This is a genomic window from Pseudomonas sp. LBUM1670 (assembly GCF_059695695.1).
Genome location: NZ_CP166783.1, coordinates 1,077,604 through 1,102,795 on the forward strand (window position 1 = coordinate 1,077,604; position 25,192 = coordinate 1,102,795).

The following is a 25,192-nucleotide window of genomic DNA, read 5'->3' on the forward strand; positions in this document are numbered from 1 at the left end:
CAGGAGGTGAAAATGTCCGTTCCTGTGTACGAAGTATTCGCCATCCGTGTCGGCGCCAATGCCCAGCGCACCGCCCGGGAGAACTTTCTTTACGACGCCTGCTGCGGTGATCCCAATGCGTCGATGCCGTTGGATTACTACTTCTGGGTCATTCGCAACGAGCAGCAGGTGATCGTGGTCGACACCTGTTTTCAACCGGCCACGGCGGATCGGCGCAACCGTCAGATGTATCGCCTACCGGAAGAATCCCTGCGTCAACTGGACATTGATCCGGCGCAGGTCGACAACCTGGTCCTCACGCATCTTCATTGGGATCACGCTGGTAACCTGGGGTTGTTTCCGAAGGCCACGGTGCATTTGCAGGAAGCGGAGCTGCGCTTCTGCACCGGTCCGAAAATGGCCCACCGCACGGTGAACAAAACCTACGAGGTCGAAGATGTGATGTCGGCGCTGCCACCGCTGTTCGAAGGCCGGTTGCGCTTGCATACCGGCACAGTCGAAGTGATTCCCGGCGTGACTCTGCATCCGGTGGGCGGTCATACGCCGGGTAGCCAGGTGGTGCGGGTGAACACGGGGCGAGGGTGGATTGTTCTGGCGTCTGATGCGGCGCATTTGTGGGCGAACATTCGCCAGCGCAGTCCGTTTCCGATCCTGGATGATCTGGCGCAGACGCTTGAAGCGTTTATCGAAATCGATCGTTTGGCCGACAGCGAAGACCACATTATTCCCGGTCATGACCCATTGATTGCCGAGCGTTTTCCGCACTGGAATGACGACCCGCATATCATCTGCCTTCACCAAAATCCGGCCTGAACGCATTCCCTGTAGGAGCAGCCGGTCGACGCTCGATTGCTCGCGATGGTCGTCAACGATAATGCGTGCTGTCTGAATGACCGCGTTTATCCGGACGTTTTTCGCGAGCAAGCTCGCTCCTACAGGAAGAGGTCAGCCCTGGTTTTTGAGGAGTTGGCCCAGAGTGGCCAGCGCCTCATCTATCTTCGGCGAACGCGGCGCCCCACAACCTATCCGCACAAAGTGATCGAAGCGCTGGGTATTGGAAAAGATATCCCCAGGCGAAATCTGAATGCCTACCTTCAACGCCTCATGGAAAAGCGCCATGGACGAATAGTGTCGAGGCAGTTCCACCCACAGCAATGTGCCGCCCCGAGGGTCGGTCACGCAGGTCCCCGGTGGGAAATAGCGCGTGATCGCGGCACGCATCTGTTGGCGTTGTTGCGTCAGCGTTTTCCTTAAACGACGCAGGTAACGCTCGTAGGAGGGTGTTTTCATGAACGCACCTACCGCCAGTTGCGACAACGCCTCACAGCCGCGGGTCTGAGTGTGTTTGAGCATTTCCACGCGCTCGTGCCATCTCCCCGCGCTGATCCAGCCCAGGCGCATGCCCGGTGCCAGGGTTTTGTTCAGCGAGGCGCAATAGATCACGTTGTCGCTGCGGTCCCAGTGTTTGAGCGTGGACAACGGCTGCTCGGTATCCACCAGGTCACCATAGGTGTCATCTTCGATCAGCACGGTGCCGTGCTCGGCGCACAGCTGCACCAGCCGCGCCTTGTTGGCGTCGGGCATGATGCTGCCCAGCGGGTTTTGCAGGTTGGGAATGACGATCAGTGCCTGAATCCGTTCGGGGCTTTGCAACAGTTGTTCCAGTGCCAACAGATTGATTCCCGAGTGGGCCGTCGCCGGGACTTCGAGCACGCGCAGGTTCAGGCTCTCGAGAATTTGCAGCAAGCCGTAGAAGGTCGGCGACTCCACGGCCACCGTGTCGCCGGGTCGGGTGACCGCACGCAAGGCCAGATTGATCGCTTCAGTCGCGCCGTTGGTGATCACAATCTTCTCGGCAGTCAAATTGGCTTTAGCGGTCAGCGCCCGTCGCGCCAGGATGTTGCGCAGTGAGAGGTTGCCGCAGGTCGAGCCTTGAGCACCCAGCAAATGCTGATCCTGACGCAGCGCCTTGATCATATGCTCCTGCAAAATCTTCAACGGATAGAGCTCCGGCGCACAGTAGGCGCTGGCGAAATTGACCTTGATCGTCGCACGCTGGCTGGCCTTGAGCACCGATGACACTTGCTCGTGAATGCCGTGGTAGGTGCCGGTGTCGAGGAGCGGGGGAGCGGTCGCGACAGGTTTGGGCAAGGTGTCCGGCTGGCGAATGTAGTTGCCGGAGCGCGGGCGGGCTTCCAGGACGCCGCAGTCCTCAAGCTCCCGGCAAACCTGCACGGCGGTCGACAGGCTGACGGCGTGTTTTTCCATCATCAGCCGAATGGAGGGAAAGCGTTCGCCGGTTTTCAATGTGCCACTGCGGATCGCGTCGAGGTAGTGGTTGGCTAACTGACGGTACAAAGGCGTCGTGTGCATGATGACCTCAGCAATCGCACCACTGAAGTCTTGGGCTGGAAAGTGAGTTGACGTTCCCCGCAGGCGGACCCGTGGTGCTCAAGGGTGAAGGGACGTGTTTTCTGGCGTCGATACTGAGAGAGTAATCGGGCTTTTCAGGAATCGCGGGCAATAAAAAGCCCCGCTTTAGGGCGGGGCTCAATGCTGTGCATTCAAGTGTGCAAGTGAGGTATTTGTGGCGAGGGAGCTTGTCGGATCGCCGCACCGTCCCGCTTGAGTGCGTAGCACTCACAAAAATCGACAATTGCAGTCAGATTCTTGGGGCCGCTACGCAGCCCAAAGCGATCAAGCTCGCTCGCCACAATGGTGCGTGTTACTGCGCGGCGATGCTGTAGCCATCGAACGCGGTTTGCTGCTGAAGCGCGGTGATGATGTTTTTGCGGTTGACCGCTTGTTCGGTCCCGGCGCTGTCCAGGAACGTCTCGCTTTCCAACTCGGCTTCGTCGCCTTCGCCGACGAAAGTGAAGCCCAGAAATTCCAGTGCTTCACGGTCAACGTTCAGTCGCGAGCGCGGTGTGCGCAGCGGCAGGGTGACGCTCACGCCATCCTTGCTGATGTTAAACACTTCGACTTCTTTCTTGGCGCGGACCGTTTTGCTCTTGCCACTGGCCGGGTTGCTGATGGCCTGATGCGTCTGGTTCAGCACTTTCAGCGCCAAACCGTAGACGATTTCCTGAAACGCCGGATCGTCCTTGAAGCTGGAGAGAATCCGGCCGATCGAAAATTTGCTGCTCAAGTCTTCGAGCGCCGCGATGTCGGCGGCTTCGGCGTCCTTGAGCTGCTTGAGTTCGCCCATCAGTTCGTAGGCTTTGTCGTCGTCGAAGCTATCGTGAGCCTGGCGAATCGCGGCGCGCAACTCGCGGATCTGATCGCTTTCACGGGTGGACTGGAAAGCGTCCAGGACCATCTCGCTGATGGTCTTGGCCTGGGCTACACGCTGTGAAAGATTGATGGAGTTTTCGTATTCCGCTTTGGATGACAAGGTGACTACGGATTCAGCGGTGTTGGAATCGGACATTGAAATTTCACTACTTCTTTAAACTGGGGTTGAGGCGAGAAAGCGCTGGGCCTTTTCAGGGCGCCTAATCTATTGGACCGAGGCGGCGTTGTCACGGGTGAACAGGCGAGCGGACGAAAGAACTGCCTCCATTCCCTGTAGGAGCGAGCTTGCTTGCGATGGTCGTCAACGATGACGCGGCAAGCCTGACACCCCGCAGCGCTCTTGGGTTTATCGCGAGCAAGCTTGCTCCTACAGAGTGGCGGTCTCGAGGGAATGGAACATCTGATAAAACCTGATCGAGCGTCCGCAGAACAAACCGCTCGCAAAGCCTGATGCACACGCCTTGAGCAACACCATCGGCAGCGCGGCCGAGTGCTCGGGATCAACCTCGGCCTGATAGCCAAAGTAATAGTTAACAGCAAAAAACAGCAGGTAGAGCACCAGGGTTTTTGCGGTGCCCGGCACGATCAGCGCGGTTTGCGATTGATCCAGTTCGATACCCTTGCGGGAAAAAATCAACAGTGCGACGCCGCTACCCGCGATCACCGCAGCCAGCCAGCAACCTATAGAAAGTGAGGGATTGAGCGTCAGATCCAGCGAATACAGCGACCAGCCCAACAAAATCGGCGGTGTGATCAGCAATGAAGTTTTGCTTTCGTGGCTCGGAGAAAGGGCTTTGATGCCGTAGTAACAGAGCAGCAAAAATATGGCGTAAACCCACAGTGGGATGTTTTGCAGGGTGTTGAGCATCGAACAGCGTCCTTGCCGAAAAAAGATGTCGGGATCATAGCCGCTGCGGCAACTATTTCCCCGGCGAATTCAGATTCATCGACCGCACAGCCCATTGCTCTGCCGTTTGCTGATCGACCGGTAACGTGAAGCGAAAGGTCGCACCGCGTCCAGGCACATCGATCAGCTGGATATCGCGCCCGTGCAATTGCAGGATCCGATGGACGATTCGCAGCCCCAGTCCGCCGTCGCGCCGTGCACCGCCAATGTTGAACGGACGCAGAAACAATCCTTCGCGCAGTTCAGCTGCGATGCCGGGGCCGGAGTCGCTGACGGTGACTTCGATAAACGGTCCTTGTGGGCGCAAGCTCAGTTCGATGTCCCCACCTGGAGGGGTATGACGCAGGGCGTTGTCGAAAAGGTTGGTGAGGACCCGTTCGATCAACCCCAGGTCGGCACAGGCCGCCGCCACGTTGGGGGCGAAGCTGGCCTTCAGTTCGACCTGGCGCGCCTCGGCGGTGAGTTCGAATTTCTGGAAGATGTCCTGCACCAGATCGGTCAGGGAGAAGCGCTCCAGCACGGGCTGCACGAAACCGTGTTCCAGGCGCACCAGTTCCAGCAACGATTGCGCCAGACCGCCGACCTTGCGGCTTTGATCCAGAGCGATGCCCAGGTAGCGGCGACGGTCGGCGGGGGACAGTGTGGCGTCCTTGAGCGACAGGGTTTCCAGATAACCGTGCAACGACGCCAAAGGCGTACGCAGGTCGTGGGAAATGTTCGCCACCAGTTCGCGGCGCTCCTGATCCTGACGGGTTAGCGAGCGCCACTGTTCGCTGAGGCGCGCCTGCATCTGCCGGAAGGTGGCGTCGAGTATGGCGATTTCGTCGTGGCTGGCGGTTTTTTCCACCGGGGCTGAGGCCGCTGGCGTCACCGGTACACCGTCAATGTCGAAGTGGCTGACGGTTTCGGTCAGCCGTCGCAAGGGGCGGGTGATCAAGGCAAAGGCGGTGAGACCGGCAATCAGGCAGAGCAATGCGACCAATCCGATAGACAGCAGGGCCGTGTTGAGGGCTGCACTGGTGGCGCCCCGTTCCGCCAGGCGATCGTGGTCTTCGCCGAGCAACACCACGTAAAGATAACCCGCGGGCTTGCCGTCGACCTTCAGCGGCGCGGCGCTGAACACTTTGCGCGCATCTACGCTGCGCGGGTCGTCGCCGAGAATCGGCAGGGCATCCCCCTTGAGCAGGCGCTGGATGGGCGCAAGGTCGACCCGTTCCCGGTGAATCCGGCCTTCGGGCGCCGCGCTGCCGACAATCTTGCCCTCGGTGTCGAGCAGATACACCTCGACACTGGGATTGACCAGCATCAGCTTGCTGAACAGGTCACGCACGGCATCGGGCATCAGGCCCTGGGTGTCCATCAGCACCGTGTCGCGAGCGATATGTTGAGCCAGATCCCGCGACAGTCCTTGCACCACTTCCTGTTCATGCATCTGGTTGGAACGCACCTGCATCCATGCCGAAGTGCCGCAGCACACCAGCAACAGCACGGCGAAGACCAGAGAAAGTCGTTGCGTCAGGGTCAGCCTCATGGCTGTTCCTCCCGGTGCGCGAATTTGTAGCCACGGCCCCACACCGTGAGGATGCGCGCCGGTTGTGCCGGATCGGCCTCGATCTTTGCCCGCAGGCGGTTGATGTGGGTATTGACCGTGTGCTCGTAGCCTTCATGGCTGTAACCCCACACGGCATTGAGCAGGTCCATGCGCGAGAACACCTTGCCGGGTTGGCGGGCGAAGAAATACAGCAGATCGAATTCACGTGGCGTGAGGTCGAGGCGCCGACCGTCGAGGGACACCTCGCGGGTGATCGGATCGATGGAAAGTCCGTCGGTGATCAGGCTGCCGGCATCCATTTTCAGGTTGCGCGCCATGGCGTCGACCCGTCGCAGCAGCGCCTTGACCCGGGCGACCAGCTCAAGCATGGAAAAGGGTTTGGCCAGGTAATCATCGGCGCCGAGTTCCAGCCCCAGTATCCGGTGGACTTCGCTGGAGCGCGCACTGGTAATGATGATCGGTGTGTAGCGGGCCATGGCGCGGGCGCGGCGGCAAATTTCCAGGCCGTCGACACCCGGCAGCATCAGGTCGAGGATCAGTGCGTCCCAGCTTCCTTGCTGCAGCAATCGCATGCCTTCATCGCCATCGGCACAGTGCACCACCTCGAACTGCTCATCGCGCAGATGCAGGCAGATAAGGTCGGCGATATGCAGGTCGTCCTCGACCACGAGGACGCGTTTGGTCGGTTCCATCAAGCTCAATCCTTCGGCGCAATGAGCGCATTGTGCGGGTTTTCCAGGGCCAGAGTTATCACGAATTATTTAACTTTCCGTGAGGATTCGGCGATCAACCCAAGCCTAGGCTGTGTTCCATGAAAGGCACTTTGGATTTTGGAGACGGCCATGTTTTCACGGCGACAATTTCTTGTAGCGAGCGGCGGGCTGGGGGTTGCAGCCCTGGCGATCGGTGTATTGCCAAAATTTGCCGCCAGTTCTGCACTGGTCAGTGAAGCCAGCGCGGCGGAGGTTTTCGAGGTGACGCACACTGACGGCGAATGGCATGCCCTGCTCAGTGACGAGCAGTACGAAATCCTGCGCGAGGAGGGCACCGAACGGGCTTACAGCAGTGCGCTGAACAACGAGCACCGTGACGGAACATTTGCCTGTGCCGGTTGCGATCTGCCGCTGTTCTCCTCCGCCACCAAGTTCGACAGCCGCACCGGTTGGCCGAGCTTCTGGGCGCCGCTGGACAAGGCCGTGGCGACCCGCCAGGACCGATCCTTCGGCGTGCTGCGCGAAGAGGTTCACTGTCGGCGTTGCGGCGGTCATCTGGGGCATGTCTTCGATGACGGGCCCAAGCCCACCGGCCTGCGTTATTGCATGAACGGTCTGGCGATGACCTTCAAGCCACAGGCGGCTTAACCCTCTCTTTCACTTCATGCAGGTCGACGCTATGTGGCTTCTGGTCCTCGTTTTGAGCATTCGTCCCCGAAACCAGTCTGGTTCCCGACAAGTCGACGACCTACAACCCTCCGTCGCAACTGAACCTGAATGACTGGAGCCTGGGTGGTCAATGGACTGTCGGTTCGGAGCGGGCCACATCCAGTGCGCCAACCCGGCGGCATCACGGACCGAACCTCCAGCATCGAGTTTCTCGATCCGGGTGTCTCTGCGTATGCCTTTACGTTCGGTTGATAGCCCCTTTATTTCTCAGGAGTCAGCCTCATGAAAACCCTGTTCACCTGGCGCCGCACCCTGTTGGGGCTGGCTGCCGCAGGCATCATCGGTCAATGCTCGGCGTTCTCTTTCGGTGCTGCCGAAGAAGCGGTCATCATTCCCCCTCCGGTCCTCGACGAAACCACCCAGGCCCCCAGTGAAACTGCGGTCTTCGCCGGCGGTTGTTTCTGGGGTGTGCAAGGGGTGTTTCAGCATGTCAAAGGTGTGAAGAAAGCGGTCTCCGGATATGCCGGCGGTGCCGCCAACACCGCACGATACGAACGAGTCAGCGACGGCGATACCGGTCACGCAGAATCTGTCGAGGTCACCTTCGACCCCGCTCAAGTCAGCTACGGCACCTTGTTGCAGATCTACTTTTCCGTCGCTCACAACCCGACCGAACTCAATCGTCAGGGACCTGACCGTGGCACTCAGTACCGGTCGGCAATTTTTCCTGCAAACAGCGAGCAGCAGCGTGTCGCTCAGGCCTACATTGCCCAGCTCGATGCTGCCAAATCGTTCAACAAACCGATCGTCACCACACTGGAAACCTACAACGGTTTCTACCCGGCGGAAGAGGAACATCAGGACTTTCTGACCGAACATCCGACTTATCCGTACATCGTGATCAACGATTTGCCCAAAGTGGCGCAGTTGAAAAAGTTATATCCGGAGCGGTATCAGGAGAAACCGGTATTGGTGAAGGCGGGGATGTGAGAGGCGGGGCGAGCACAACGTTCACCCCGAAATCACATTCTGCCCGCTAGTGCTTGCCCCACATCCCCATGGCGAAATCGACGAAACTGCGCAATTTCGGCAAGCGGTAGCGATCCTGAGCGTACATCAGGCTCATCGGCCGGTTAGGCGGCAGGTAATCCGGCATCACGGCCACCAGTTTCCCGTCCTTGAGGTCTTGTTCCACCAATGCGTCGGGCAACAGCACGATGCCCATGCCGGTGCGTGCCGCCTGGTGCAAACCTGCGGAGCTGTTGATCAGCATGGGTCCACTGACCGCCACAGCCACCTCGCCTTCGGCCCCGGTCAGGCGCCATTCCTTTTCCACCGAGTGCCAGTCATCGCCGGCCGGGTAGGCAAAGGACAGGCAGTCGTGGTGTCGCAGGTCATCAGGTTTTTCCGGGTTGCCTCGGCGCGTCAGGTAGCTCGGTGATGCGCACATGGTCAGCGTGTAATCCACGAGTGGACGGGCGATCAGGTTTGTCTGCTCCATGTTGCCCAGCCGAAACGCCACGTCGAAGCCGTTTTCAAGCAGGTCCGGGCGCCGATTGGTGAGGACTACGTCCAGTTTGACTCGCGGGCACAGCAGGGAAAATTCACTCAGCGCGGGCGCGAGTTTTTCGGTGCCGAACGTCAGCGGTGCGGTGATGCGCAGGGTGCCGCTCGGTTCGTCGAGGGCTTGCTCGGCCAGGCGCTCGGAATCGGCCACCAGCCCCAGTACTTCGAGGCAACGTTGGTAGTACGCGGTACCAAATTCCGTCAACCGCTGGCGCCGCGTTGTACGGTTGAGCAAGCGCACACCCAGGCGTTGCTCCAGTGCCCGCAGGTGATTGCCCACCATGGTGGTAGACATTTCGCACTGATAAGCGGCGGCGGTCATGCTGCCGGATTCCACCACTCTTACGTAAACGGTCATTGCCTGGAACAGGTCCATTATCAAGCTCAGTTTTAAAATGATTGAAGTGTTGCAGCGTTTATCCAGTTCAGGTGGCTAACCATACTGCAAAAACACCGACTATTGATGGAGCTTGATGTCATGACCGCCACCTGCCTGATGAGCACTTACCAACCACTGGCCTTAAGTTTCACTAAAGGCCTGGGCACGCGCCTGTGGGATCAAGCGGGTCGCGAATACCTGGACGCGGTGGCGGGCGTGGCGGTGACCAACGTTGGGCACTCTCACCCTAAAATTGTCTCCGCGATCAGCGAACAGGCGGGGCTGTTGCTGCACACCTCGAACCTTTACAGCATCGATTGGCAGCAGCGGCTGGCGCAGAAACTGACCCGGTTGGCGGGCATGGAGCGGGCGTTCTTCAACAACTCCGGTGCCGAAGCCAACGAGACCGCGCTGAAACTGGCGAGGCTGCATGGCTGGCGCAAAGGCATCGAGCAACCCTTGGTGGTCGTCATGGAAAATGCCTTCCATGGCCGGACGCTCGGTACGTTATCCGCCAGCGATGGCCCGGCCGTACGCCTGGGTTTCAATGAACTGCCGGGGGATTTCGTCAAAGTGCCGTTTGGCGATCTCAAGGCGCTGGACAAGGTGCAACAGGCCCACGGCCCGCGCATTGTGGCAATCCTGATGGAACCGATTCAGGGTGAAAGCGGTGTGCAACTGGCCCCGCCGGGTTACCTCAAAGCCGTGCGTGAACTGTGCAACCGGCGCGGATGGCTGCTGATGCTCGACGAAATCCAGACCGGCATCGGTCGCACCGGCCGGTGGTTTGCGTTCCAGCACGAAGGCATTGTTCCGGACGTCATGACATTGGCCAAAGGCCTCGGTAACGGGGTCCCCATCGGTGCCTGCCTGGCCCGGGGCAAAGCCGCCGACCTCTTCACCCCCGGCAGCCATGGCAGCACCTTCGGCGGTAATCCATTGGCATGTCGCGTGGGTTGCACTGTGCTGGACATCATCGAAGAACAGGGCTTGCTGGAAAATGCCAAGGTGCAGGGCGAACGCTTGCTCGACAGATTGCGCATAGAGCTGGCCGATGACCCGAACGTCCTGGCAATTCGCGGCCAGGGTCTGATGATCGGCATCGAACTCAAGCAACCGATTCGCGACCTGACATTGATCGCCGCCCGGGACCACGGTTTGTTGATCAACGTGACACGGGGCAAGACCATCCGGTTGTTGCCGCCGCTGACGATTGATGAGCGGGAGGTGGAGATGATTGTCAGAGGCGTTGGTCGGGCGGTGAGCACAGACTGACATCTCCTGGATACCCATGTAGGAGCTGCCGACGGCTGCGATCTTTTGATCTTGATTTTCTGCAGGGTCGGAATCGCTGAAGATCAAAAGATCGCAGCCTTCGGCAGCTCCTACCGAATAGGTGTCTCCTTCAGTGTCATTAACATGGCATCCGTATCCGCGAATGCCGTAATCTCGTTTCGATTCATCAGTTTGATTTTTGAACCGACGAAACCTTCGAATAGCTGCTGATGCGCGGGAAACCCACTCGAGTCTTCGCGAGCACGATAACTGCCGGCACACGCCAGCAACGCCATCAACAACGCGTCACCATCCGGTTTTTGTTCTCGCTGGCGAATATTGGCGACGCACTCTTCATCTTCAACAGACAGCCAGATCAACGCAGTGGCCCTGTGGACAAGTTCGCTGACGATCCAGCTGTAAACGCCCTCGATCACCCAGCGTTCTTCATCTGCTGCGATCCGCGCCATGCCCAATGCTTCGGCGCGTGGACGGGCGATGCTGTGTTCGTCGGACAACCAGTAAAGAGTATCCAGATCAACCCAAGGCACTTGCAGTTGTCCAGCCAACTGCTCGGCCAGCCAGCTCTTGCCCGACCCGGAGTTGCCGATAATCAGTGTCCGAGCGAGATTCATATCCAGTGGCCTGCGTTAACGCACTGTACGAGTAAGCGACATCGTTCAACTGTGGGAGCGGGCTTGCTCGCGAATGCGGTGTGTCAGTAAACGTTTATGTCGACTGACGCACCGCATTCGCGAGCAAGCCCGCTCCCACAGGTTTTGGGGATGACCCGCCATACCGGGTCGCACTTTCAGTCCTCGCCCTCAGGCGCCACCATCCGCGTCTTCGGCGAACCATCCGAGTTGTGTTGAAAAATATCCTGTGGCTGTCCTTTCTCATTAAAGAACACCTGCCCGATCCCCGCCGAATTCCACAACCGTTCACCCGCCTCGGCATGCTCCGGGACGTGCGGCACGATGCGCATCCGCCGGCGCTTGGTCAGCCAGTTCAGCGGCGAGCGCGGGGAATAGAGCCAGCGATTGAGCCGGTCGAACCATTCAAGCAGCGTCGGTGGAAATTCGTTCTTGATGCCGCTGCTGGTGATCTGCCAAATCCTCGGGCCGGCCTTGCGGTGTCGGATCAACACTTCATAGACGAAGGAATAATGCACATCGCCCGACAGCACCACGTAGTTCCCCGGTGTACGCGAGTGTCGGAAAATGTTCAGGATCACCTGCGCTGCGCCGCGATGGGCCATCCAGTTTTCGGCGTCCACCAGCAGTGGGTAACCGAACCAGCTGAACACCCGTTGTACGGTTTCTATCAGCTTGACGCCGAACACCGGTGCCGGCGAAACGATGATCGCCGAAGGGTGATCGAGCAATTCCTGTTGCAGCTCGCTCAGGGCTTCCCAATCCAGAAGACCCGAGGGCTGCTTGAGCGTCATCTCACTGCGCCAGCGCCGGGTGCGGGTGTCGAGCACCACCATCGCCGGGGTGGTCGGCAGTACGTAATGCCAGTGTTGAAACTTCAGCAGCTCATCGATCAAGGCGTCCTGTACGGGGCTGTCGAGATAGCCATCGTCCCCGGTCGCGCTGAAACCGTCAGTCTTCTCCAGCAACGCGCCAAATGCATCCGGATTGTTGCCCCAGCCCTGACACAACATATAAGCGATCAGCGCGTTGCCGATGATGCGCTTGGAGAACGGATGGCTGTAGGCCGTTTCCTCCCATTGCGCGGAAAGATTCCAGTCATCGGTAATATCGTGGTCATCGAAAATCATCAGGCACGGCAGATGCGCGAAGGCTCGGGCAACACCGCCAAGGCCAGCCTTGAAATCATCGATGCGCGTCTGCTCAAGCGCATAACGCTCGCGGCGTTCGGGAATCAGTTTCGGCGGTTTGGGTGCGATCAACGTCCAGGGTGTCGGCGACCACACCAGCAGGTACATCGCCATCACTTCAGCGAACGTCACCAGATGATTGTCGGCACTGCTGCTGGTGAAAATCGGCTTACGCGCACCGCCGAAAAATCGCTCGCGCAGGGTTTCGTTGCTCTGCAGCGCCGGTAACAAATCCGCACGATGGTAGTAGCTGGCCGCATGCTCATAGAGCTTGGCGCTGTCGCTGACCACGGCGCCTTCGAGGTGTTCGCCGAACAGGCCCAACCGCGCGATCAAGGCATGAATGGCCCGCAACGTCGGCCCGGCGACATCGTCGGCGTACACCTGATCGCCGCTCATCATCAGCAGCGCCGGACGTTCCGTTGCGTCATGCTCTGACGCCAGCAAGCGATCGACGCAGAGCAAACCGTCGGCGGCAGGGTGGTGAGGTTTTCGGCAGGAGCCATGCAGCAGTTGATCGATCCGCGAGCGCAAAACAAAATTCGCAGATCGCGCCGTACCGTACAGTAGATGCGGCGCCCATTCGGCGATGCCCGTCATCGCGTCATCAATCAGCAGGTCGTACTCGATCAGCGTGTCGCAGGGCAGGGCGGTGTCCAGCGGTACATCGATCAAATGGATAAAGGCGTGAGTCCCGACCGGGATGATTGTGCATTGCCCGGCATCGAGGCGAATGTCGCCAACACCTTGCAGGCGCAGCGTTAGCGACAAAACCCGGGTGCCCACTAGCCAGAGCACCAGGCGCGTGGACTCAAGGCGCCGTAGCATCGGGCCGACGAGGACCGGTGGCAATGACATTTGTTGGTCAGGCAATGGCAACGATACAGACATCCGGGGTCAAGGCTCTTAGCGCACAGGGTGGTGATGATAACGCAGGTGGTTGCGGTTGCCTGTTAAGCATTGTGCGCCGTTTTTTGTGGGAATCAGGTCTGATCCAGGCAGAATCAGAGGGTGAAGCAAGATTTATAAAAGAGCGAAAATTGACAGATGAATACTATGCGGTGTTATAGGGTTTAAATTAGTCGCTTGTATAGCTTGTGATGATTTGTCTTTTTCGGTGATGAATAAGATATTCGTGCGCGTATAGTTTTTCTCTGGAAGGTTAGTAGTGAAAGTATCGAGTAATCCGGCTTCTTCATGTTCTATAAATACTGATCATAAAACTGCCCGTGCGGGCGATCTAAACAAATTAGTGGACAGTCTAATCAAGGTAAATCAAAGCGTTTCCAAAATGATCGTTAATCTTAACGATTCGGGACTATCGAAGATGCAGAGAACTGTGCTTGCTGAACAGTCAAAACCGTTGCTTGCCAGGATGGCAGATGATTTGGCAGTGATCGATCGTCATAAAGCCCATTCGCCACAGGGCTCTAATCTCTATAACGACTTTAGAGAGCGGCAGTTGGATTCATTAGCGACGAAGGTAGAGGCGGACTACGGTGAACTAAAAAATCTTAGTGATAATTATAAAAAAAATGGCGTGGAATTTGCTCCTGGTACTAAAGAGGAGGACGGCGGACGGTCGTGGGATGAGAAAGCCAGGGAGTGGAAATAACGAGTTTATATAAGCTACTTGGTGATTGCTTCCGCCGTCACCAGGTTGTTCGCAATAACCGGGCGGCAAGCTGACGCTGAAATCGCTTAACGCAGGCACAGTACTGACCGGCGATCAGATCCAGCTTCGCCCCTGACAGTTTGTGCGCTCAATAATCCAGAAACGGATCAGTCCATGCTCATTGACCGCGATCATGATCCGCATCCCTCGAGCCAGCGGCACGGTTACAGTGATATATCCATGCAACCCGCGGGCGCTCAACAGAAGAGAGTACTCATGAACAGGATCATCCTGCCAGCACTGGCCATTCTCATCGCTGTGCAATCCCCGGCCTACGCCATCAACGACAAATACCGCAAACAACTTGAGCAATCCGGTTGCACCCAATTGAGCGAGATTCAGGGCTGCGATATCCACAAGACCAAAGCGGAAAATGCCAAGGCCGGGTTCACCAACCCTGCGGGGGACAGCTCAGACGCTCAAACGCCTTACGCCGGGCAGTGGGTGGCCAAGAGCGATGCCGGTGCGACCGTTGCCACGATTCGAATCGATGCCAAGGAACAGGTCTGGGTCAATGGCAAACGGGTGAACGCCAAGCGCGCCGATGGCTCGCTGCAATTTCGGCAGGGCAAGATTACTTTCACGATTCAGGGTGATCGGCGGCTGATGGGGGAGGATTACTGGACCGACAGCGATGCGGGAACCAAGGGGCCGATTCAGATTGAATAGCCTGAGGGAAGAATCAAATATCAGCTAACACACACAAATCCCCTGTGGGAGCGGGCTTGCTCGCGAAAGCGGTGTGTCAGTCAATGATGATGGGGACTGGTATATCGCATTCGCGAGCAAGCCCGCTCCCACAGTTTTACAGTCAGCAGGCCAATCGTAAGAGGTCGGGTAAGCCTAAGCCTCCCAACCCGCCCCACTGACCGCCGCCTGCGCCAGCGGGTGCAAGTCCGCCCCCTGATGCTCTGTCTGCCAGGCCAGCAACTCCTTGCGCATGCTGGGCGCCCAATACATCTGCAGATGATTGCGCACACCGAGCACGGCTTGTTGCTGGTCCGGTTCGTTGGCGAAGTACAGGGCGATCTGGTTGGCCATTTTGATCAGGTTGGCAGTGCTCATCGGCGTACCTCCGCTTTAGCGCCACGGGCGTGACGGCGATCTTTGAGCAAACGGTCCTGTTCGTCGCTGAAGGCCTGGTAGCGTTTTTGCCACTCGGAAGGGTGGTAGACGCGGCTGACTTCCACGGCGGTGACCTTGTACTCCGGACAGTTGGTGGCCCAGTCGGAGTTGTCGGTGGTGATGACGTTGGTCCCCGATTCAGGGAAATGGAAGGTGGTGTACACCACGCCCGGGGCGACTCGTTCGGTGACCCGCGCACGCAGCACGGTCTGCCCGGCGCGGCTGCCGATGCCGACCCAGTCACCTTCGTTGATGCCACGGCTTTCGGCGTCGGTCGGATGGATTTCCAGCCGGTCTTCATCGTGCCAGGCGACGTTCTCGGTACGCCGAGTCTGGGCGCCGACGTTGTACTGGCTGAGGATACGCCCGGTGGTCAGCAGCAGCGGATAGCGATTGTTGACCTTCTCCTCGGTGGGCACGTAGCCGGTGAGCATGAAACGCCCCTTGCCGCGCACGAATTGCTCGATGTGCATGGTCGGCGTGCCGTCCGGTGCAGCGGCGTTGCAGGGCCATTGCAGGCTGCCGTGGCTGTCCAGTGCGGCATAGCTGACGTTGGTGAAGGTCGGCGTCAGGCTGGCGATCTCATCCATGATCTCCGAGGGGTGTTTGTAGTTCATCGGGTAGCCTAGGGCGTTGGCCAGGGCCACGGTGCCTTCCCAGTCTGCCTTGCCGCCCAGCGGCTCCATGACCTTGCGTACCCGCGAGATGCGCCGCTCGGCGTTGGTGAAGGTGCCGTCTTTTTCCAGGAACGAGCTGCCCGGTAGAAACACGTGGGCGAACTTGGCGGTTTCGTTGAGGAAAATGTCCTGCACCACTACGCATTCCATGGCCGACAGCGCCGCGGTGACGTGCTGGGTATTCGGATCGCTCTGGGCGATGTCTTCTCCCTGGCAATACAAACCTTTGAAAGTGCCGCCCAGCGCTGCCTCGAACATGTTGGGAATGCGCAGGCCCGGATCAGGCTGCAGCGTGACGTTCCACGCCTGTTCGAACTGCGCCCGCACCACCTCGTTGGAGATGTGCCGGTAGCCGGGCAGCTCGTGGGGAAAGGAACCCATGTCGCAGGAGCCCTGAACGTTGTTCTGCCCCCGCAGCGGGTTCACGCCCACGCCTTCGCGACCGATGTTGCCGGTGGCCATGGCCAGGTTGGCGATGCCCATGACCGCGGTGCTGCCCTGACTGTGCTCGGTGACACCGAGACCGTAGTAGATCGCCGCGTTGCCGCCGGTAGCGTACAGACGCGCGGCGGCACGGATGTCGGCAGGTTCTACGCCGCAGAGGGGGCCGATGACTTCCGGCGAGTTTTCCGCACGGCTGACGAGCTCGCTCCAGCGGGTGAAATCACTGCCCTCGCAACGGGCGTCGATAAAGGCCTGATTGAGCAAACCTTCGGTGACGATCACATGGGCCAATGCGTTAAGCATCGCGACGTTGGTGCCCGGACGCAGGGCCAAATGCAGTTCGGCGCGGGCATGCACCGAGTCCACCAGATCAATGCGCCGTGGGTCGATGACGATCAGCCGCGCGCCTTCACGCAGGCGGCGTTTGAGTTGCGAGGCGAACACCGGGTGGGCGTCGCTGGGGTTGGCGCCCATCACCAGGATCACGTCGGCCTGCATCACCGAATCGAAACTCTGGGTGCCGGCGGACTCGCCAAGGGTTTGTTTCAGGCCATAGCCGGTCGGCGAGTGGCAGACCCGCGCACAGGTGTCGACGTTGTTGTTGCCGAACGCGGCGCGCACCAGTTTTTGCACCAGATAGGTTTCTTCGTTGGTGCAGCGGCTGGAGGTGATGCCACCGATGGAATCGCGTCCGTATTTTTGCTGCAACCGACGGAATTCGCTGGCGGCGTAGGTCACCGCTTCATCCCAGCTAACTTCCTGCCAAGGGTCGTTGATGTGCTGGCGGATCATCGGTTTGGTGATGCGATCCGGGTGGGTGGCGTAGCCCCAGGCAAAGCGCCCTTTGACGCAAGAGTGGCCGTGATTGGCCTGACCGTTTTTGTCCGGAACCATGCGCACCAGCTTGTCGCCTTTCATCTCGGCGCGGAACGAACAGCCCACGCCGCAGTAGGCACAGGTGGTGATCACGCTGCGTTCGGGTTGGCCCAGTTCGACCACGCTTTTTTCCATCAGTGTCGCGGTGGGGCAGGCTTGCACACAGGCGCCGCAGGACACGCATTCCGAGTCGAGGAAATTCTCGCCACCGGCCGCCGCGACCCGGGATTCAAAACCGCGCCCGGTGATGGTCAGGGCAAAGGTGCCCTGGGTTTCTTCGCAAGCGCGCACGCAGCGGTTGCAGACGATGCACTTGCTCGGGTCGTAATCGAAGTAGGGGTTGGAGGTGTCCTTCTCGTCGGCCAGATGGTTGTCGCCTTCATAGCCGTAACGCACTTCCCGCAGACCGACTTGACCGGCCACGGTTTGCAGTTCGCAGTTGCCGTTGGCCGAACAGGTCAGGCAATCCAGCGGGTGATCGGAGATGTACAGCTCCATGACGTTACGGCGCAGGGTCGCGAGTTTCGGCGTCTGGGTGTGCACGCTCATGCCTTCGCTGACCGGCGTGGTGCAGGACGCCGGGTAGCCGCGCATGCCGTCGATCTCCACCAGGCACAGGCGGCAGGAACCGAAGGCTTCCAGGCTGTCGGTGGCACAGAGTTTGGGAATGGTGGTGCCCAGCAGCGCGGCGGCGCGCATCACCGAAGTCCCTTCGGGCACGCTGATGCTGCGGCCGTCGATGTTCAGGGTGATCTGTACCTGGCTGTCGCGGGCCGGAGTGCCAAGATCGATATCGGTGTTCGGGTCGAAGAGAGTGATCATTGCTCGGCCTCCGAGGCTTGCAGACCGAAGTCGGCGGGGAAGTGCTTGAGGGCGCTGGTGACCGGAAAGGAGACCATGCCGCCCAACGCGCAGAGCGAACCGTATTGTAGGGTGTCGCACAGGTCCTTGAGGATGATCACCTGCTCATCGCGACCACTCTGGTCCGGCGCGGCCAGCAAGCGGTCGATCACCTCCACGCCCCGGGTCGAGCCGATGCGGCAAGGGGTGCATTTGCCACAGGATTCCTCGGCACAGAACTGCATGGCGAAGCGGGCCATGTGGGCCATGTCCAGACTGTCGTCAGCCACCACCACACCGCCGTGACCGAGCATCGCGCCGATGGCGGCGAACGCCTCGTAATCCAGCGGTGTGTCGAATTGCGACGGCGGCACCCAGGCGCCGAGCGGGCCGCCAACCTGGGCGGCCTTCAGCGGCCGGCCACTGGCGGTACCGCCTCCGTAGTCTTCCACCAGTTCCCGCAGCGTCAGGCCAAAGGCCCGTTCCACTAGGCCGCCGTGACGAATATTGCCCGCCAGTTGGAAGGGCATCGTACCCAGTGAGCGGCCCATGCCGTAATCGCGATAGAACTGCGCACCTTTGGCCAGAATCAGTGGCACCGAGGCCAAGGTCAGCACGTTGTGCACCAGCGTCGGTAGACCAAACAGCCCCTTCAACGCAGGGATCGGCGGCTTGGCGCGGACAATCCCGCGTTTGCCTTCGAGCGAGTCCAGTAGCGCGGTTTCTTCACCGCAGATGTAAGCGCCGGCACCGACACGCACTTCCATATCGAAGGCCTGGCCGCTGCCGCCGACATTGGCGCCGAGGTAACCGTTGGACCGGGCGATGTCCAGCGCGCCGTTCAGCGTGGCGACGGCCTGTGGATATTCCGAGCGCACGTAGATGTAGCCATAGGTGGCGCCGACGGTGATGCCGGCAATCGCCATGCCTTCGATCAGCAGGAAGGGGTCGCCTTCCATCAACATACGGTCGGCGAAGGTGCCGGAGTCGCCTTCGTCGGCGTTGCACACGATGTATTTCTGCGCCGCCGGGGTGGCGCGCACCGTGCGCCATTTGATTCCGGCGGGGAAGGCTGCGCCGCCACGGCCACGTAGGCCCGAGTCGAACACCGCCGTAGCGGTCTGCTCGCCGCCAATGGTGACAGCCCTGTTTAAACCCTCGAACCCGCCGTGGGCCCGGTAATCGTCCAGCGATAGCGGCCGGGTAATACCGGCGCGGGCAAACAGCAGGCGTTGTTGAGACTTGAGATAAGGCAACTCTTCCACCAGACCCAAGGCCAGCGGATGAGTGGACGGCTCGCCTTTCAACGCATCAAGCACGGACGGCACATCGGCAGCGGTCAGCGGGCCGAAACCGATCCGGCCTTGCGGCGTGTCCACTTCCAGCAACGGTTCCAGCCAATACAGGCCACGAGAACTGGTGCGTTGCAGGTCCACATTTGAGAGGCCCAACGCCACCTCATCAGCACCCACGGCACGGGCCAGCGAATCCGCGGGCAAATAGAAGCACGGCATCATGCGTCCTCCCGGCAAGCATCGAGCAGCGCATCCAGACGCTCGGCGCTAAGCCGCGCATGCACCTGACCATCCAGCTCCAGAGCCGGCGAACAGGCACAAGCGCCAAGGCAATACACCGGACGCAAACTGATGCTGCCGTCGGCGCTACTGCCGTGATCGTCCAGTTGCAGACGTTCGCGCAACTGCGCCGCAAGCTGCTCGGCGCCACGACTCTTGCACGACTCCGCCCGGCACAAACGAAGAATGTGTCGGGCCGGCGGCGCGGTGCGGAAGTCATGGTAAAAACTGATCACCCCGCGAATCTCGGCCTGACTCTGATTGAGGGCGTGGGCAATCTCGGGGATGGCGGCTTCGGGGATGTAACCGATGCCCGCCTGAATCTCATGAAGAATGGGCAACAGCGCACCGGGGGAGCGTTTGTGGCGCTCCAGCAGACTGATGACCATAGGCAGGTGCAACATCTCATCAGGCATACAGCAATCCTCACGGTCACGGACAAACCTGGCGGTCGTCGGTTGTCCGAAAGTGTCGGCTGCGGCACTCACACCACGTCACGGAATCGTGGCAATTTCAGGCCGTTGGCCAGGGCGCCCTGAGCGGGCATCTTGTTGTGCCCGGCACGGTCTTCGCCGCACCTCATTAAGGGCATTAAGGCAGCTTGCCATGCTGCCTTTGATTCACCTGCACAAAAGCGACGTGTTCGGTTCTGCCTACGACTATCCATTAAGTCTAGATGAGCGTGGCGCGGGGTGTTCACTCACTGGCTGCAATGCCCTTCGGGCTTGTCGATGGGTGATGTATATCAGGCGCTGCAGGTAAGAAACAGCATCAGATCGGGGGGTAATTTTACGGCGCAGAGCTGTTCGATTGCGCGGATTTGGTCTGTTGTGAGCTGGTAGTCATAGATGCAATCATCGTCCTTCACCCAGCCCATGATTGGCTTGAGGTCCGCGACGGATACCGGGATTTCCATTTCATAGGAAGCGAAATCCTCGCCTTCGGGAACTCCCATAATCACGTGCTTCATGGCTCTGCCTTCCTTTACGTGCCGCTAAGTTTTTTCGAATTCCAGTTTCGCGGTCGAACTCTTGGCATCTGCCCCAAGCTGAGCTGATCCCCGACAATTCGAAGCCGTCTCAAATCCCTGTCAACACGCGAAACCTGTGGGAGCGGGCTTGCCCGCGAAAGCGCCAGACCAGCCACCACAAAAACCCTGAACTGAACCACCCCTCCTGTAGGAGCGAGCCTGCTCGCGAAAATCGCAACCCAACCACCATTCCCGCAGAATGGCCGCAACCTTCGCGAGCAAGCTCGCTCCTACAACTGCTTTACATAGCTTCAAACGCCAGACAGAGTCCGGCCCTTTGCGCGCTACCCCTCAGCCATCCCCTCCGCCCGCTTATTCGCCAACTCATTATCCCGATCCCGCGTCAGCACCTTCGCCACATCATCCACCACCGCCTTACTCATCGCCGTCAAATAATGCGCGGCCCAGGCGTGGTAGTCCGTGTCCTTGGCGTAAGCCGCATCCTTGGTCAGCGCCTTGGCGAGAAACAGGAAATCAGAAGCCATGGCCAACGCATCGCCGAGAGGCACGTTGCGGGTGACATGGAACAGCGCTTGATCGCCGCAGTAGATGGCGGGGGTCAGGCCGATGGTTGTGAGTTCGGGTTAGACATTTGAGCTAGGTCTTTTGTGGTTCAGGTACGAATGTAGTCATCCCTCCGAGGCTTCTAGGTAGTCTGGATTGGCTTCTGGCTAGGCCGAGCAATGCTGCGGACATCTTCGGCCAGATAGTTATCGCGGGCACGACTTCGGGTCCGATATTTCGGCGAACGGTCTGGGTCAGTTTCGGCGTTGTAGATCCAGCCGGACTCCAGCAGGAAATGATTGATTCGCTGGGTGTTGACTCCGTTCAGGGTGCGACTGAACTGCACGGGCGTGAGCCCCGGCTGGAACGTCGGCTCTGGGGTTTCAAGCCTCAACTTGAGGTACTTGTTTTCCAGCACGAGCCTAGCGTTCTGTTCGTCCAGGTCGGCAGCTAGGCGCAATGCGTCCGCACGAGTCTGTGGGATGGCGAAAGCGGCCCGCTGCGCCAATAGCAGTTCCTGTTCGGTCATGTGGTCAAACACCGCGGCCTGTAGGTCGTAGCTGTACGACATGGCCATGAGGCAGGACTCCCGCTTGGGGAATCGGTAGCACTTTTGTCGGCGGTTCATTGAGTCGATATAGGTATGGGAAAACTTCCCGGCATCTTTTTTCAGAACTCTGGGCACTTTTTTGAGGAAGTCGCTGTGCACCAACGTGGGCGCACCTTCGACGCGGCGGCTGTTGATGAAGTCGACTAGCTCCAGACTGATCATGGTGACGGCATCGCCGCCATTGAACGGGACGCTGGTCATTTGGCAGCCCTCGAGTATTTTTCCGGCAGGTCTGTCCATGCAGGATCCGGAATCGATTTCTCAAAATTTGGGCAAGCCTTCGGTGTCACCGCCATTGGGCAGCGTTGCAAAGTCGTCATGATTAAGCCCTTTTCTTATTGGCGTTGTGCCGACAGGAAATTGCTGGCCCTGCGATCAGGGTTTGGACAGCGCGCCCAGGCCTCTTGAACCACCATTTGCCTGATGATCCGTTGACCGGGAGATGGCGAGCATCCGGGTGTTCATCCAGTACCCTTGTGATGTGATTTTACTCATGGCAGCAAACCATTTTTTTGGACCATAGCGGTCCGTGTAGTTTGCGTGTTCCTCCAAATGTCTGAACGTCAGCGGAATCACGCCGCGCTGCTCATCGGCAAGGAACTGCGCATATCCATGAGGGCCGAAAAAATTCGGAATATCAGTGTCTTCGACAGCGATCCCTCTCATGTTTTCGATTTCACGATAAAATGCGGCGCCGTATTCTTTATGGAGGGTGTCAGTCTCGTCTTTGCTGATTTTTAGAGCGTTGATCAGAAAGTTCCGTTGAGTAAGTTGTCGGAACCACTCCACTGCGCCAAATTGGCTAACAGATGAGTAGTTTTTGAGATCAAACCACTCCGGCAACTCTTCAATGCTTGTAAATTTGGCCATTTTTACGCGTCCCTTATTACTCCCATTATGAATGGATCAGCCGACCATACGGATGGGACGTCCGCTTTTCACCGCGAGAGCGAGGCCAGCCAAAGCTGTCATGCCTTGCGCTTGATGCTCACCACGTTTAAGCCAGCACAAAGTGCATCTATCGAATCAGCCCAGGCTTGCATCATTTGCCGGCGCTGCTCGAGATAGTGGGCGTGGTTGTAGGTGTCGCGTATCTCATCTTGGTCGCCATGGGCCAGTTGGCGCTCGATCCAGTCCCGATTGAATCCGCGGCTGTTTAGCTCGGTACTGAGCAGATGGCGAAATCCGTGGCCGGTCTGCCGACCTTCATAGCCAATCTGGTGCAGTGCCTTGTTAACGGTGTTTTCGGACTGAGGGCGTTCCCGGTTGTTCCGACCCGGGAATGCGATGGGGTAACTTCCGGTGATCTCCTTGAGCTCCAGCAGACTGACCACCGCCTGACGAGGGAGTGGAACGACATGCGGTCGACGGGCCTTCATTCGGGCCGCCGGTATCGTCCAGGTGGCTGACTCCAAATCGATCTCGCTCCAAGGTGCGTGACGAAGTTCTCCGGGGCGTACGCCCGTCAATAGAAGTAAGCGCACCGCGATGCGGGTCGTTACATCGCATTTGGCAGCATCGAGCTTGCCCAGAAGAATGGGGATTTCCGAGAGGGGAACGTGTGGGTGATTTTTGGTTCGCGGCGCGATTGCTGCGACCACATCCAAGTCGGTGGCAGGGTTCGACTCCACTGACCCCTTGGCGAGACCGTAGCGAAAAATCTGACTTAACCACTGGCGAATTTTTCCAGCGACGTTGAGCGCACCGCGCTTCTCGACCTTGCGCACCAAGGCAACCAGTTCTGGCCTTGTGACTTCTTGCACCGGGCGCTGGCCGATAACGGGGAGAATGTCAGCCTCCATATATTGCAGCGCCTTGGCTGCTGTGGAGGGGGCCCAGCGTGGTGAGTTGTAGGCGTACCACTCGCGTGCCAACTCCTCGAAAGTGTGAGCGAGGGTGGATTGGGCGGTTTTTTCAGCTTGCTTGTGAGCGGAGGGATCTATGCCGTTGACCAGTAGGCGACGGGCATCTTCGCGGCGCTCCCTGGCTTTGGCGAGGGTGACGGTGGGATAAGCGCCTAACCCCATCATTTTGGCTTTGCCGCCGAAGCGATATCGGAATCGCCATAGTTTTGAACCGCTAGGTGTTACTTCGAGGCATAGCCCCGCCGCATCTGCCATGCGGTAAAGCTTTTCGCGCGGTTTCGCTGTTCGAGCGGCTGTATCGGTGAGTGCCACGGCAATCCCCTCAGCGCTAGCGCTGGCGGGAGTGAGTACCCGTCGATGTGTGAGTAGATTTCTAGACCAAACTCATCTACTCACGAATCTACTCACATAACGTTGGGCTTACAAGGGAGTCCACGGGAATCGCAGGCACAAAAAAACCGGCGTAAGCGCCGGTTTATCTGCTTTCCAGGGTCTGGTAGGGACCGCTGGATATATGTACATGGTGCCCCGAGGGAGACTCGAACTCCCACTCCTTTCGAAAACGGATTTTGAATCCGCCGCGTCTACCAATTCCGCCATCAGGGCTCAATGGCGGCGAAGTATAGAGATGAGATAACCGTCGGTCAATCAGGTACATGGAGAATTTTCACTATTTCCGCTAGACTTCCCGGCCCTGCTAGACGAACCCCATCATGCGCGTTGCTGACTTTACTTTCGAACTCCCTGATTCGCTGATTGCTCGCCACCCTTTGGCCGAGCGTCGCAACAGTCGCCTGTTGACCCTTGATGGGGTCAGCGGCGCCCTGGCACACCGTCAATTCACTGATTTGCTTGAGCATTTGCGCCCAGGCGATTTGATGGTGTTCAACAATACCCGGGTGATTCCGGCGCGGCTGTTTGGCCAGAAGGCTTCCGGCGGCAAGCTGGAAATCCTGGTGGAGCGGGTGCTCGACAGTCATCGCGTGCTGGCCCATGTGCGGTCCAGCAAGTCGCCGAAGCCGGGTTCGAAGATCCTGATCGACGGCGGTGGCGAGGCCGAGATGCTGGCGCGTCACGATGCGCTGTTCGAGCTGGGGTTTGCCGAAGAGGTGTTGCCGCTGCTCGACCGCGTCGGGCACATGCCGTTGCCTCCTTATATAGACCGCCCGGATGAAGGCGCGGACCGTGAGCGTTATCAGACGGTGTACGCCGAGCGCCTGGGCGCGGTGGCGGCGCCGACGGCGGGGCTGCATTTCGATCAGCCGTTGCTGGAGGCGATTGCCGCCAAGGGCGTCGAAACGGCGTTCGTGACCCTGCACGTCGGCGCGGGCACGTTCCAGCCGGTGCGGGTCGAGAAGATCGAAGACCATCACATGCACAGCGAATGGCTGGAAGTCGGCCAGGACGTGGTCGATGCCGTCGCCGCTTGCCGCGCACGCGGTGGGCGCGTGGTGGCCGTGGGGACCACCAGCGTGCGTTCGCTGGAAAGTGCCGCGCGCGATGGCGTGCTCAAGCCGTTCAGTGGCGACACCGACATTTTTATCTACCCGGGCCGACCGTTTCATGTGGTCGATGCCCTGGTCACCAACTTTCATTTGCCCGAATCCACGCTGTTGATGCTGGTTTCGGCGTTCGCCGGTTATCCCGAAGCCATGGCCGCTTATAAAGCTGCCGTCGAGCATCAATACCGCTTTTTCAGCTACGGTGATGCGATGTTTATCACCCGTAATCCCGCGCCACGTGGCCCTGAGGACAAAGAATGAGTCGCCAAAGT

25 protein-coding genes, 1 tRNA gene and 2 pseudogenes are annotated in these 25,192 nt (G+C 59.1%); 10 read left to right on the top strand and 18 right to left on the bottom strand.

What is annotated here, in order from left to right; genetic code table 11:
- Positions 1-12 precede the first annotated feature (12 nt).
- Positions 13-813, top strand: coding sequence for an N-acyl homoserine lactonase family protein (locus ACA073_RS04880; RefSeq protein WP_497402037.1), 801 nt, complete (start codon positions 13-15; stop codon positions 811-813).
- Between the two features lie 132 nt (positions 814-945).
- Here the strand turns inward: ACA073_RS04880 and ACA073_RS04885 are convergent, their stop codons facing one another.
- Together ACA073_RS04885 and ACA073_RS04890 are read right to left on the bottom strand one after the other, a co-directional pair.
- Positions 946-2,373, bottom strand: a complete 1,428-nt coding sequence (locus ACA073_RS04885; RefSeq protein WP_497402039.1) for an aminotransferase-like domain-containing protein — start codon at positions 2,371-2,373, stop codon at positions 946-948.
- Positions 2,374-2,725: 352 nt separating this feature from the next.
- Entirely contained in the window at positions 2,726-3,430 is a 705-nt protein-coding gene (locus tag ACA073_RS04890; protein ID WP_497402041.1) for a hypothetical protein, read from the bottom strand.
- A 158-nt stretch (positions 3,431-3,588) separates the two neighbouring features.
- On the opposite strand from ACA073_RS04890, the pseudogene ACA073_RS04895 reads away from it, so the two are divergent.
- Positions 3,589-3,666: pseudogene (locus ACA073_RS04895) on the top strand (YqgE/AlgH family protein); the annotation flags it as partial.
- Here the strand turns inward: ACA073_RS04895 and ACA073_RS04900 are convergent.
- The 3 genes from ACA073_RS04900 to ACA073_RS04910 are packed head-to-tail and all read right to left on the bottom strand — an operon-like array spanning position 3,662 to position 6,445.
- Positions 3,662-4,162: a hypothetical protein gene (locus ACA073_RS04900; RefSeq protein ID WP_497402043.1), complete on the bottom strand. Its 501-nt coding sequence runs from the start codon at positions 4,160-4,162 to the stop codon at positions 3,662-3,664. The pseudogene ACA073_RS04895 and the gene ACA073_RS04900 sit on opposite strands and share 5 nt — an antisense overlap.
- 52 nt (positions 4,163-4,214) lie before the next feature.
- The gene (locus ACA073_RS04905; protein WP_497402045.1) at positions 4,215-5,732 is read right to left on the bottom strand and encodes a sensor histidine kinase; all 1,518 of its coding nucleotides are present in this window, start codon (positions 5,730-5,732) and stop codon (positions 4,215-4,217) included.
- Positions 5,729-6,445 (bottom strand): response regulator transcription factor, encoded by a 717-nt coding sequence (locus ACA073_RS04910; RefSeq protein WP_497402047.1) that lies wholly within the window; start codon positions 6,443-6,445, stop codon positions 5,729-5,731. The genes ACA073_RS04905 and ACA073_RS04910 overlap by 4 nt, the downstream gene beginning before the upstream one ends.
- Before the next feature lie 150 nt (positions 6,446-6,595).
- On the opposite strand from ACA073_RS04910, the gene msrB reads away from it, so the two are divergent.
- The 3 genes and pseudogenes from msrB to msrA all read left to right on the top strand — a co-directional run bounded on the left by msrB (position 6,596) and on the right by msrA (position 8,125).
- On the top strand, positions 6,596-7,114 hold the full coding sequence (msrB, locus tag ACA073_RS04915) for a peptide-methionine (R)-S-oxide reductase MsrB (protein WP_497402049.1): 519 nt from the start codon (positions 6,596-6,598) through the stop codon (positions 7,112-7,114).
- A 59-nt stretch (positions 7,115-7,173) separates the two neighbouring features.
- Positions 7,174-7,387: pseudogene (locus ACA073_RS04920) on the top strand (cytochrome c biogenesis protein DipZ); the annotation flags it as partial.
- A 30-nt stretch (positions 7,388-7,417) separates the two neighbouring features.
- Positions 7,418-8,125: a peptide-methionine (S)-S-oxide reductase MsrA gene (gene msrA / locus ACA073_RS04925; RefSeq protein ID WP_497402050.1), complete on the top strand. Its 708-nt coding sequence runs from the start codon at positions 7,418-7,420 to the stop codon at positions 8,123-8,125.
- A gap of 46 nt (positions 8,126-8,171) precedes the next feature.
- Here the strand turns inward: msrA and ACA073_RS04930 are convergent, their stop codons facing one another.
- Positions 8,172-9,077, bottom strand: coding sequence for a LysR family transcriptional regulator (locus tag ACA073_RS04930; protein ID WP_497402052.1), 906 nt, complete (start codon positions 9,075-9,077; stop codon positions 8,172-8,174).
- A 102-nt stretch (positions 9,078-9,179) separates the two neighbouring features.
- Between ACA073_RS04930 and ACA073_RS04935 the strand changes: the two genes are divergently transcribed.
- The gene (locus tag ACA073_RS04935) at positions 9,180-10,355 is read left to right on the top strand and encodes an aspartate aminotransferase family protein (protein WP_497402054.1); all 1,176 of its coding nucleotides are present in this window, start codon (positions 9,180-9,182) and stop codon (positions 10,353-10,355) included.
- 110 nt (positions 10,356-10,465) lie between these two features.
- On the opposite strand, the gene ACA073_RS04940 is transcribed toward ACA073_RS04935, so the two are convergent.
- Together ACA073_RS04940 and ACA073_RS04945 are read right to left on the bottom strand one after the other, a co-directional pair.
- Positions 10,466-10,990, bottom strand: a complete 525-nt coding sequence (locus ACA073_RS04940) for a P-loop NTPase family protein (RefSeq protein WP_497402055.1) — start codon at positions 10,988-10,990, stop codon at positions 10,466-10,468.
- Between the two features lie 176 nt (positions 10,991-11,166).
- The gene (locus tag ACA073_RS04945; RefSeq protein WP_497402057.1) at positions 11,167-13,089 is read right to left on the bottom strand and encodes an alkaline phosphatase D family protein; all 1,923 of its coding nucleotides are present in this window, start codon (positions 13,087-13,089) and stop codon (positions 11,167-11,169) included.
- Here ACA073_RS04945 and ACA073_RS04950 point away from each other — a divergent pair.
- From ACA073_RS04950 to ACA073_RS04960, 3 genes are all read left to right on the top strand, one after another.
- Positions 13,050-13,268 (top strand): hypothetical protein, encoded by a 219-nt coding sequence (locus ACA073_RS04950; protein WP_497404248.1) that lies wholly within the window; start codon positions 13,050-13,052, stop codon positions 13,266-13,268. The genes ACA073_RS04945 and ACA073_RS04950 overlap by 40 nt on opposite strands.
- A gap of 98 nt (positions 13,269-13,366) precedes the next feature.
- On the top strand, positions 13,367-13,813 hold the full coding sequence (locus ACA073_RS04955) for a hypothetical protein (protein WP_497402059.1): 447 nt from the start codon (positions 13,367-13,369) through the stop codon (positions 13,811-13,813).
- Between the two features lie 276 nt (positions 13,814-14,089).
- The gene (locus ACA073_RS04960) at positions 14,090-14,542 is read left to right on the top strand and encodes a hypothetical protein (protein WP_497402061.1); all 453 of its coding nucleotides are present in this window, start codon (positions 14,090-14,092) and stop codon (positions 14,540-14,542) included.
- Between the two features lie 174 nt (positions 14,543-14,716).
- Here the strand turns inward: ACA073_RS04960 and ACA073_RS04965 are convergent, their stop codons facing one another.
- From ACA073_RS04965 to ACA073_RS05010, 10 genes are all read right to left on the bottom strand, one after another.
- On the bottom strand, positions 14,717-14,938 hold the full coding sequence (locus ACA073_RS04965) for a formate dehydrogenase subunit delta (RefSeq protein ID WP_461951759.1): 222 nt from the start codon (positions 14,936-14,938) through the stop codon (positions 14,717-14,719).
- A complete protein-coding gene (gene fdhF, locus ACA073_RS04970) occupies positions 14,935-17,817 on the bottom strand; it encodes a formate dehydrogenase subunit alpha (RefSeq protein ID WP_497402063.1) in 2,883 nt (960 codons plus the stop codon). The genes ACA073_RS04965 and fdhF overlap by 4 nt, the downstream gene beginning before the upstream one ends.
- On the bottom strand, positions 17,814-19,352 hold the full coding sequence (locus tag ACA073_RS04975; protein WP_497402065.1) for a formate dehydrogenase beta subunit: 1,539 nt from the start codon (positions 19,350-19,352) through the stop codon (positions 17,814-17,816). The genes fdhF and ACA073_RS04975 overlap by 4 nt, the downstream gene beginning before the upstream one ends.
- Positions 19,349-19,825, bottom strand: coding sequence for a formate dehydrogenase subunit gamma (locus ACA073_RS04980; protein ID WP_497402066.1), 477 nt, complete (start codon positions 19,823-19,825; stop codon positions 19,349-19,351). Before ACA073_RS04980 ends, ACA073_RS04975 begins: the two co-directional genes overlap by 4 nt.
- Positions 19,826-20,154: 329 nt before the next feature.
- On the bottom strand, positions 20,155-20,379 hold the full coding sequence (locus ACA073_RS04985) for a DUF7683 domain-containing protein (protein WP_497402067.1): 225 nt from the start codon (positions 20,377-20,379) through the stop codon (positions 20,155-20,157).
- A 344-nt stretch (positions 20,380-20,723) separates the two neighbouring features.
- Positions 20,724-21,008 carry a DUF3077 domain-containing protein gene (locus tag ACA073_RS04990; RefSeq protein ID WP_497403985.1) on the bottom strand — a complete coding sequence of 95 codons (285 nt, stop codon included), beginning with the start codon at positions 21,006-21,008 and terminating at the stop codon, positions 20,724-20,726.
- Positions 21,009-21,085: 77 nt separating this feature from the next.
- On the bottom strand, positions 21,086-21,793 hold the full coding sequence (locus ACA073_RS04995) for a hypothetical protein (protein WP_497402069.1): 708 nt from the start codon (positions 21,791-21,793) through the stop codon (positions 21,086-21,088).
- Positions 21,794-21,928: 135 nt separating this feature from the next.
- A complete protein-coding gene (locus tag ACA073_RS05000) occupies positions 21,929-22,423 on the bottom strand; it encodes a DUF6387 family protein (protein ID WP_497402071.1) in 495 nt (164 codons plus the stop codon).
- 98 nt (positions 22,424-22,521) lie between these two features.
- On the bottom strand, positions 22,522-23,730 hold the full coding sequence (locus tag ACA073_RS05005; protein ID WP_497402073.1) for a tyrosine-type recombinase/integrase: 1,209 nt from the start codon (positions 23,728-23,730) through the stop codon (positions 22,522-22,524).
- A gap of 209 nt (positions 23,731-23,939) precedes the next feature.
- Positions 23,940-24,024 (bottom strand) — tRNA-Leu (locus ACA073_RS05010).
- Positions 24,025-24,131: 107 nt separating this feature from the next.
- Here ACA073_RS05010 and queA point away from each other — a divergent pair.
- The gene (gene queA / locus ACA073_RS05015; RefSeq protein ID WP_497402075.1) at positions 24,132-25,181 is read left to right on the top strand and encodes a tRNA preQ1(34) S-adenosylmethionine ribosyltransferase-isomerase QueA; all 1,050 of its coding nucleotides are present in this window, start codon (positions 24,132-24,134) and stop codon (positions 25,179-25,181) included.
- Positions 25,182-25,192: the final 11 nt, after the last annotated feature.

Bases quoted from the DNA above. Each gene is read 5' to 3' on its own strand.
- ACA073_RS04880 (WP_497402037.1), top strand. From the start codon at position 13: ATGTCCGTTCCTGTGTACGAAGTATTCGCCATCCGTGTCGGCGCCAAT.
- ACA073_RS04885 (WP_497402039.1), bottom strand. From the start codon at position 2,373: ATGCACACGACGCCTTTGTACCGTCAGTTAGCCAACCACTACCTCGAC.
- ACA073_RS04890 (WP_497402041.1), bottom strand. From the start codon at position 3,430: ATGTCCGATTCCAACACCGCTGAATCCGTAGTCACCTTGTCATCCAAA.
- ACA073_RS04900 (WP_497402043.1), bottom strand. From the start codon at position 4,162: ATGCTCAACACCCTGCAAAACATCCCACTGTGGGTTTACGCCATATTT.
- ACA073_RS04905 (WP_497402045.1), bottom strand. From the start codon at position 5,732: ATGAGGCTGACCCTGACGCAACGACTTTCTCTGGTCTTCGCCGTGCTG.
- ACA073_RS04910 (WP_497402047.1), bottom strand. From the start codon at position 6,445: ATGGAACCGACCAAACGCGTCCTCGTGGTCGAGGACGACCTGCATATC.
- msrB (WP_497402049.1), top strand. From the start codon at position 6,596: ATGTTTTCACGGCGACAATTTCTTGTAGCGAGCGGCGGGCTGGGGGTT.
- msrA (WP_497402050.1), top strand. From the start codon at position 7,418: ATGAAAACCCTGTTCACCTGGCGCCGCACCCTGTTGGGGCTGGCTGCC.
- ACA073_RS04930 (WP_497402052.1), bottom strand. From the start codon at position 9,077: ATGGACCTGTTCCAGGCAATGACCGTTTACGTAAGAGTGGTGGAATCC.
- ACA073_RS04935 (WP_497402054.1), top strand. From the start codon at position 9,180: ATGACCGCCACCTGCCTGATGAGCACTTACCAACCACTGGCCTTAAGT.
- ACA073_RS04940 (WP_497402055.1), bottom strand. From the start codon at position 10,990: ATGAATCTCGCTCGGACACTGATTATCGGCAACTCCGGGTCGGGCAAG.
- ACA073_RS04950 (WP_497404248.1), top strand. From the start codon at position 13,050: ATGACATTTGTTGGTCAGGCAATGGCAACGATACAGACATCCGGGGTC.
- ACA073_RS04945 (WP_497402057.1), bottom strand. From the start codon at position 13,089: ATGTCTGTATCGTTGCCATTGCCTGACCAACAAATGTCATTGCCACCG.
- ACA073_RS04960 (WP_497402061.1), top strand. From the start codon at position 14,090: ATGAACAGGATCATCCTGCCAGCACTGGCCATTCTCATCGCTGTGCAA.
- ACA073_RS04965 (WP_461951759.1), bottom strand. From the start codon at position 14,938: ATGAGCACTGCCAACCTGATCAAAATGGCCAACCAGATCGCCCTGTAC.
- fdhF (WP_497402063.1), bottom strand. From the start codon at position 17,817: ATGATCACTCTCTTCGACCCGAACACCGATATCGATCTTGGCACTCCG.
- ACA073_RS04975 (WP_497402065.1), bottom strand. From the start codon at position 19,352: ATGATGCCGTGCTTCTATTTGCCCGCGGATTCGCTGGCCCGTGCCGTG.
- ACA073_RS04980 (WP_497402066.1), bottom strand. From the start codon at position 19,825: ATGCCTGATGAGATGTTGCACCTGCCTATGGTCATCAGTCTGCTGGAG.
- ACA073_RS04985 (WP_497402067.1), bottom strand. From the start codon at position 20,379: ATGAAGCACGTGATTATGGGAGTTCCCGAAGGCGAGGATTTCGCTTCC.
- ACA073_RS04995 (WP_497402069.1), bottom strand. From the start codon at position 21,793: ATGGACAGACCTGCCGGAAAAATACTCGAGGGCTGCCAAATGACCAGC.
- ACA073_RS05000 (WP_497402071.1), bottom strand. From the start codon at position 22,423: ATGGCCAAATTTACAAGCATTGAAGAGTTGCCGGAGTGGTTTGATCTC.
- queA (WP_497402075.1), top strand. From the start codon at position 24,132: ATGCGCGTTGCTGACTTTACTTTCGAACTCCCTGATTCGCTGATTGCT.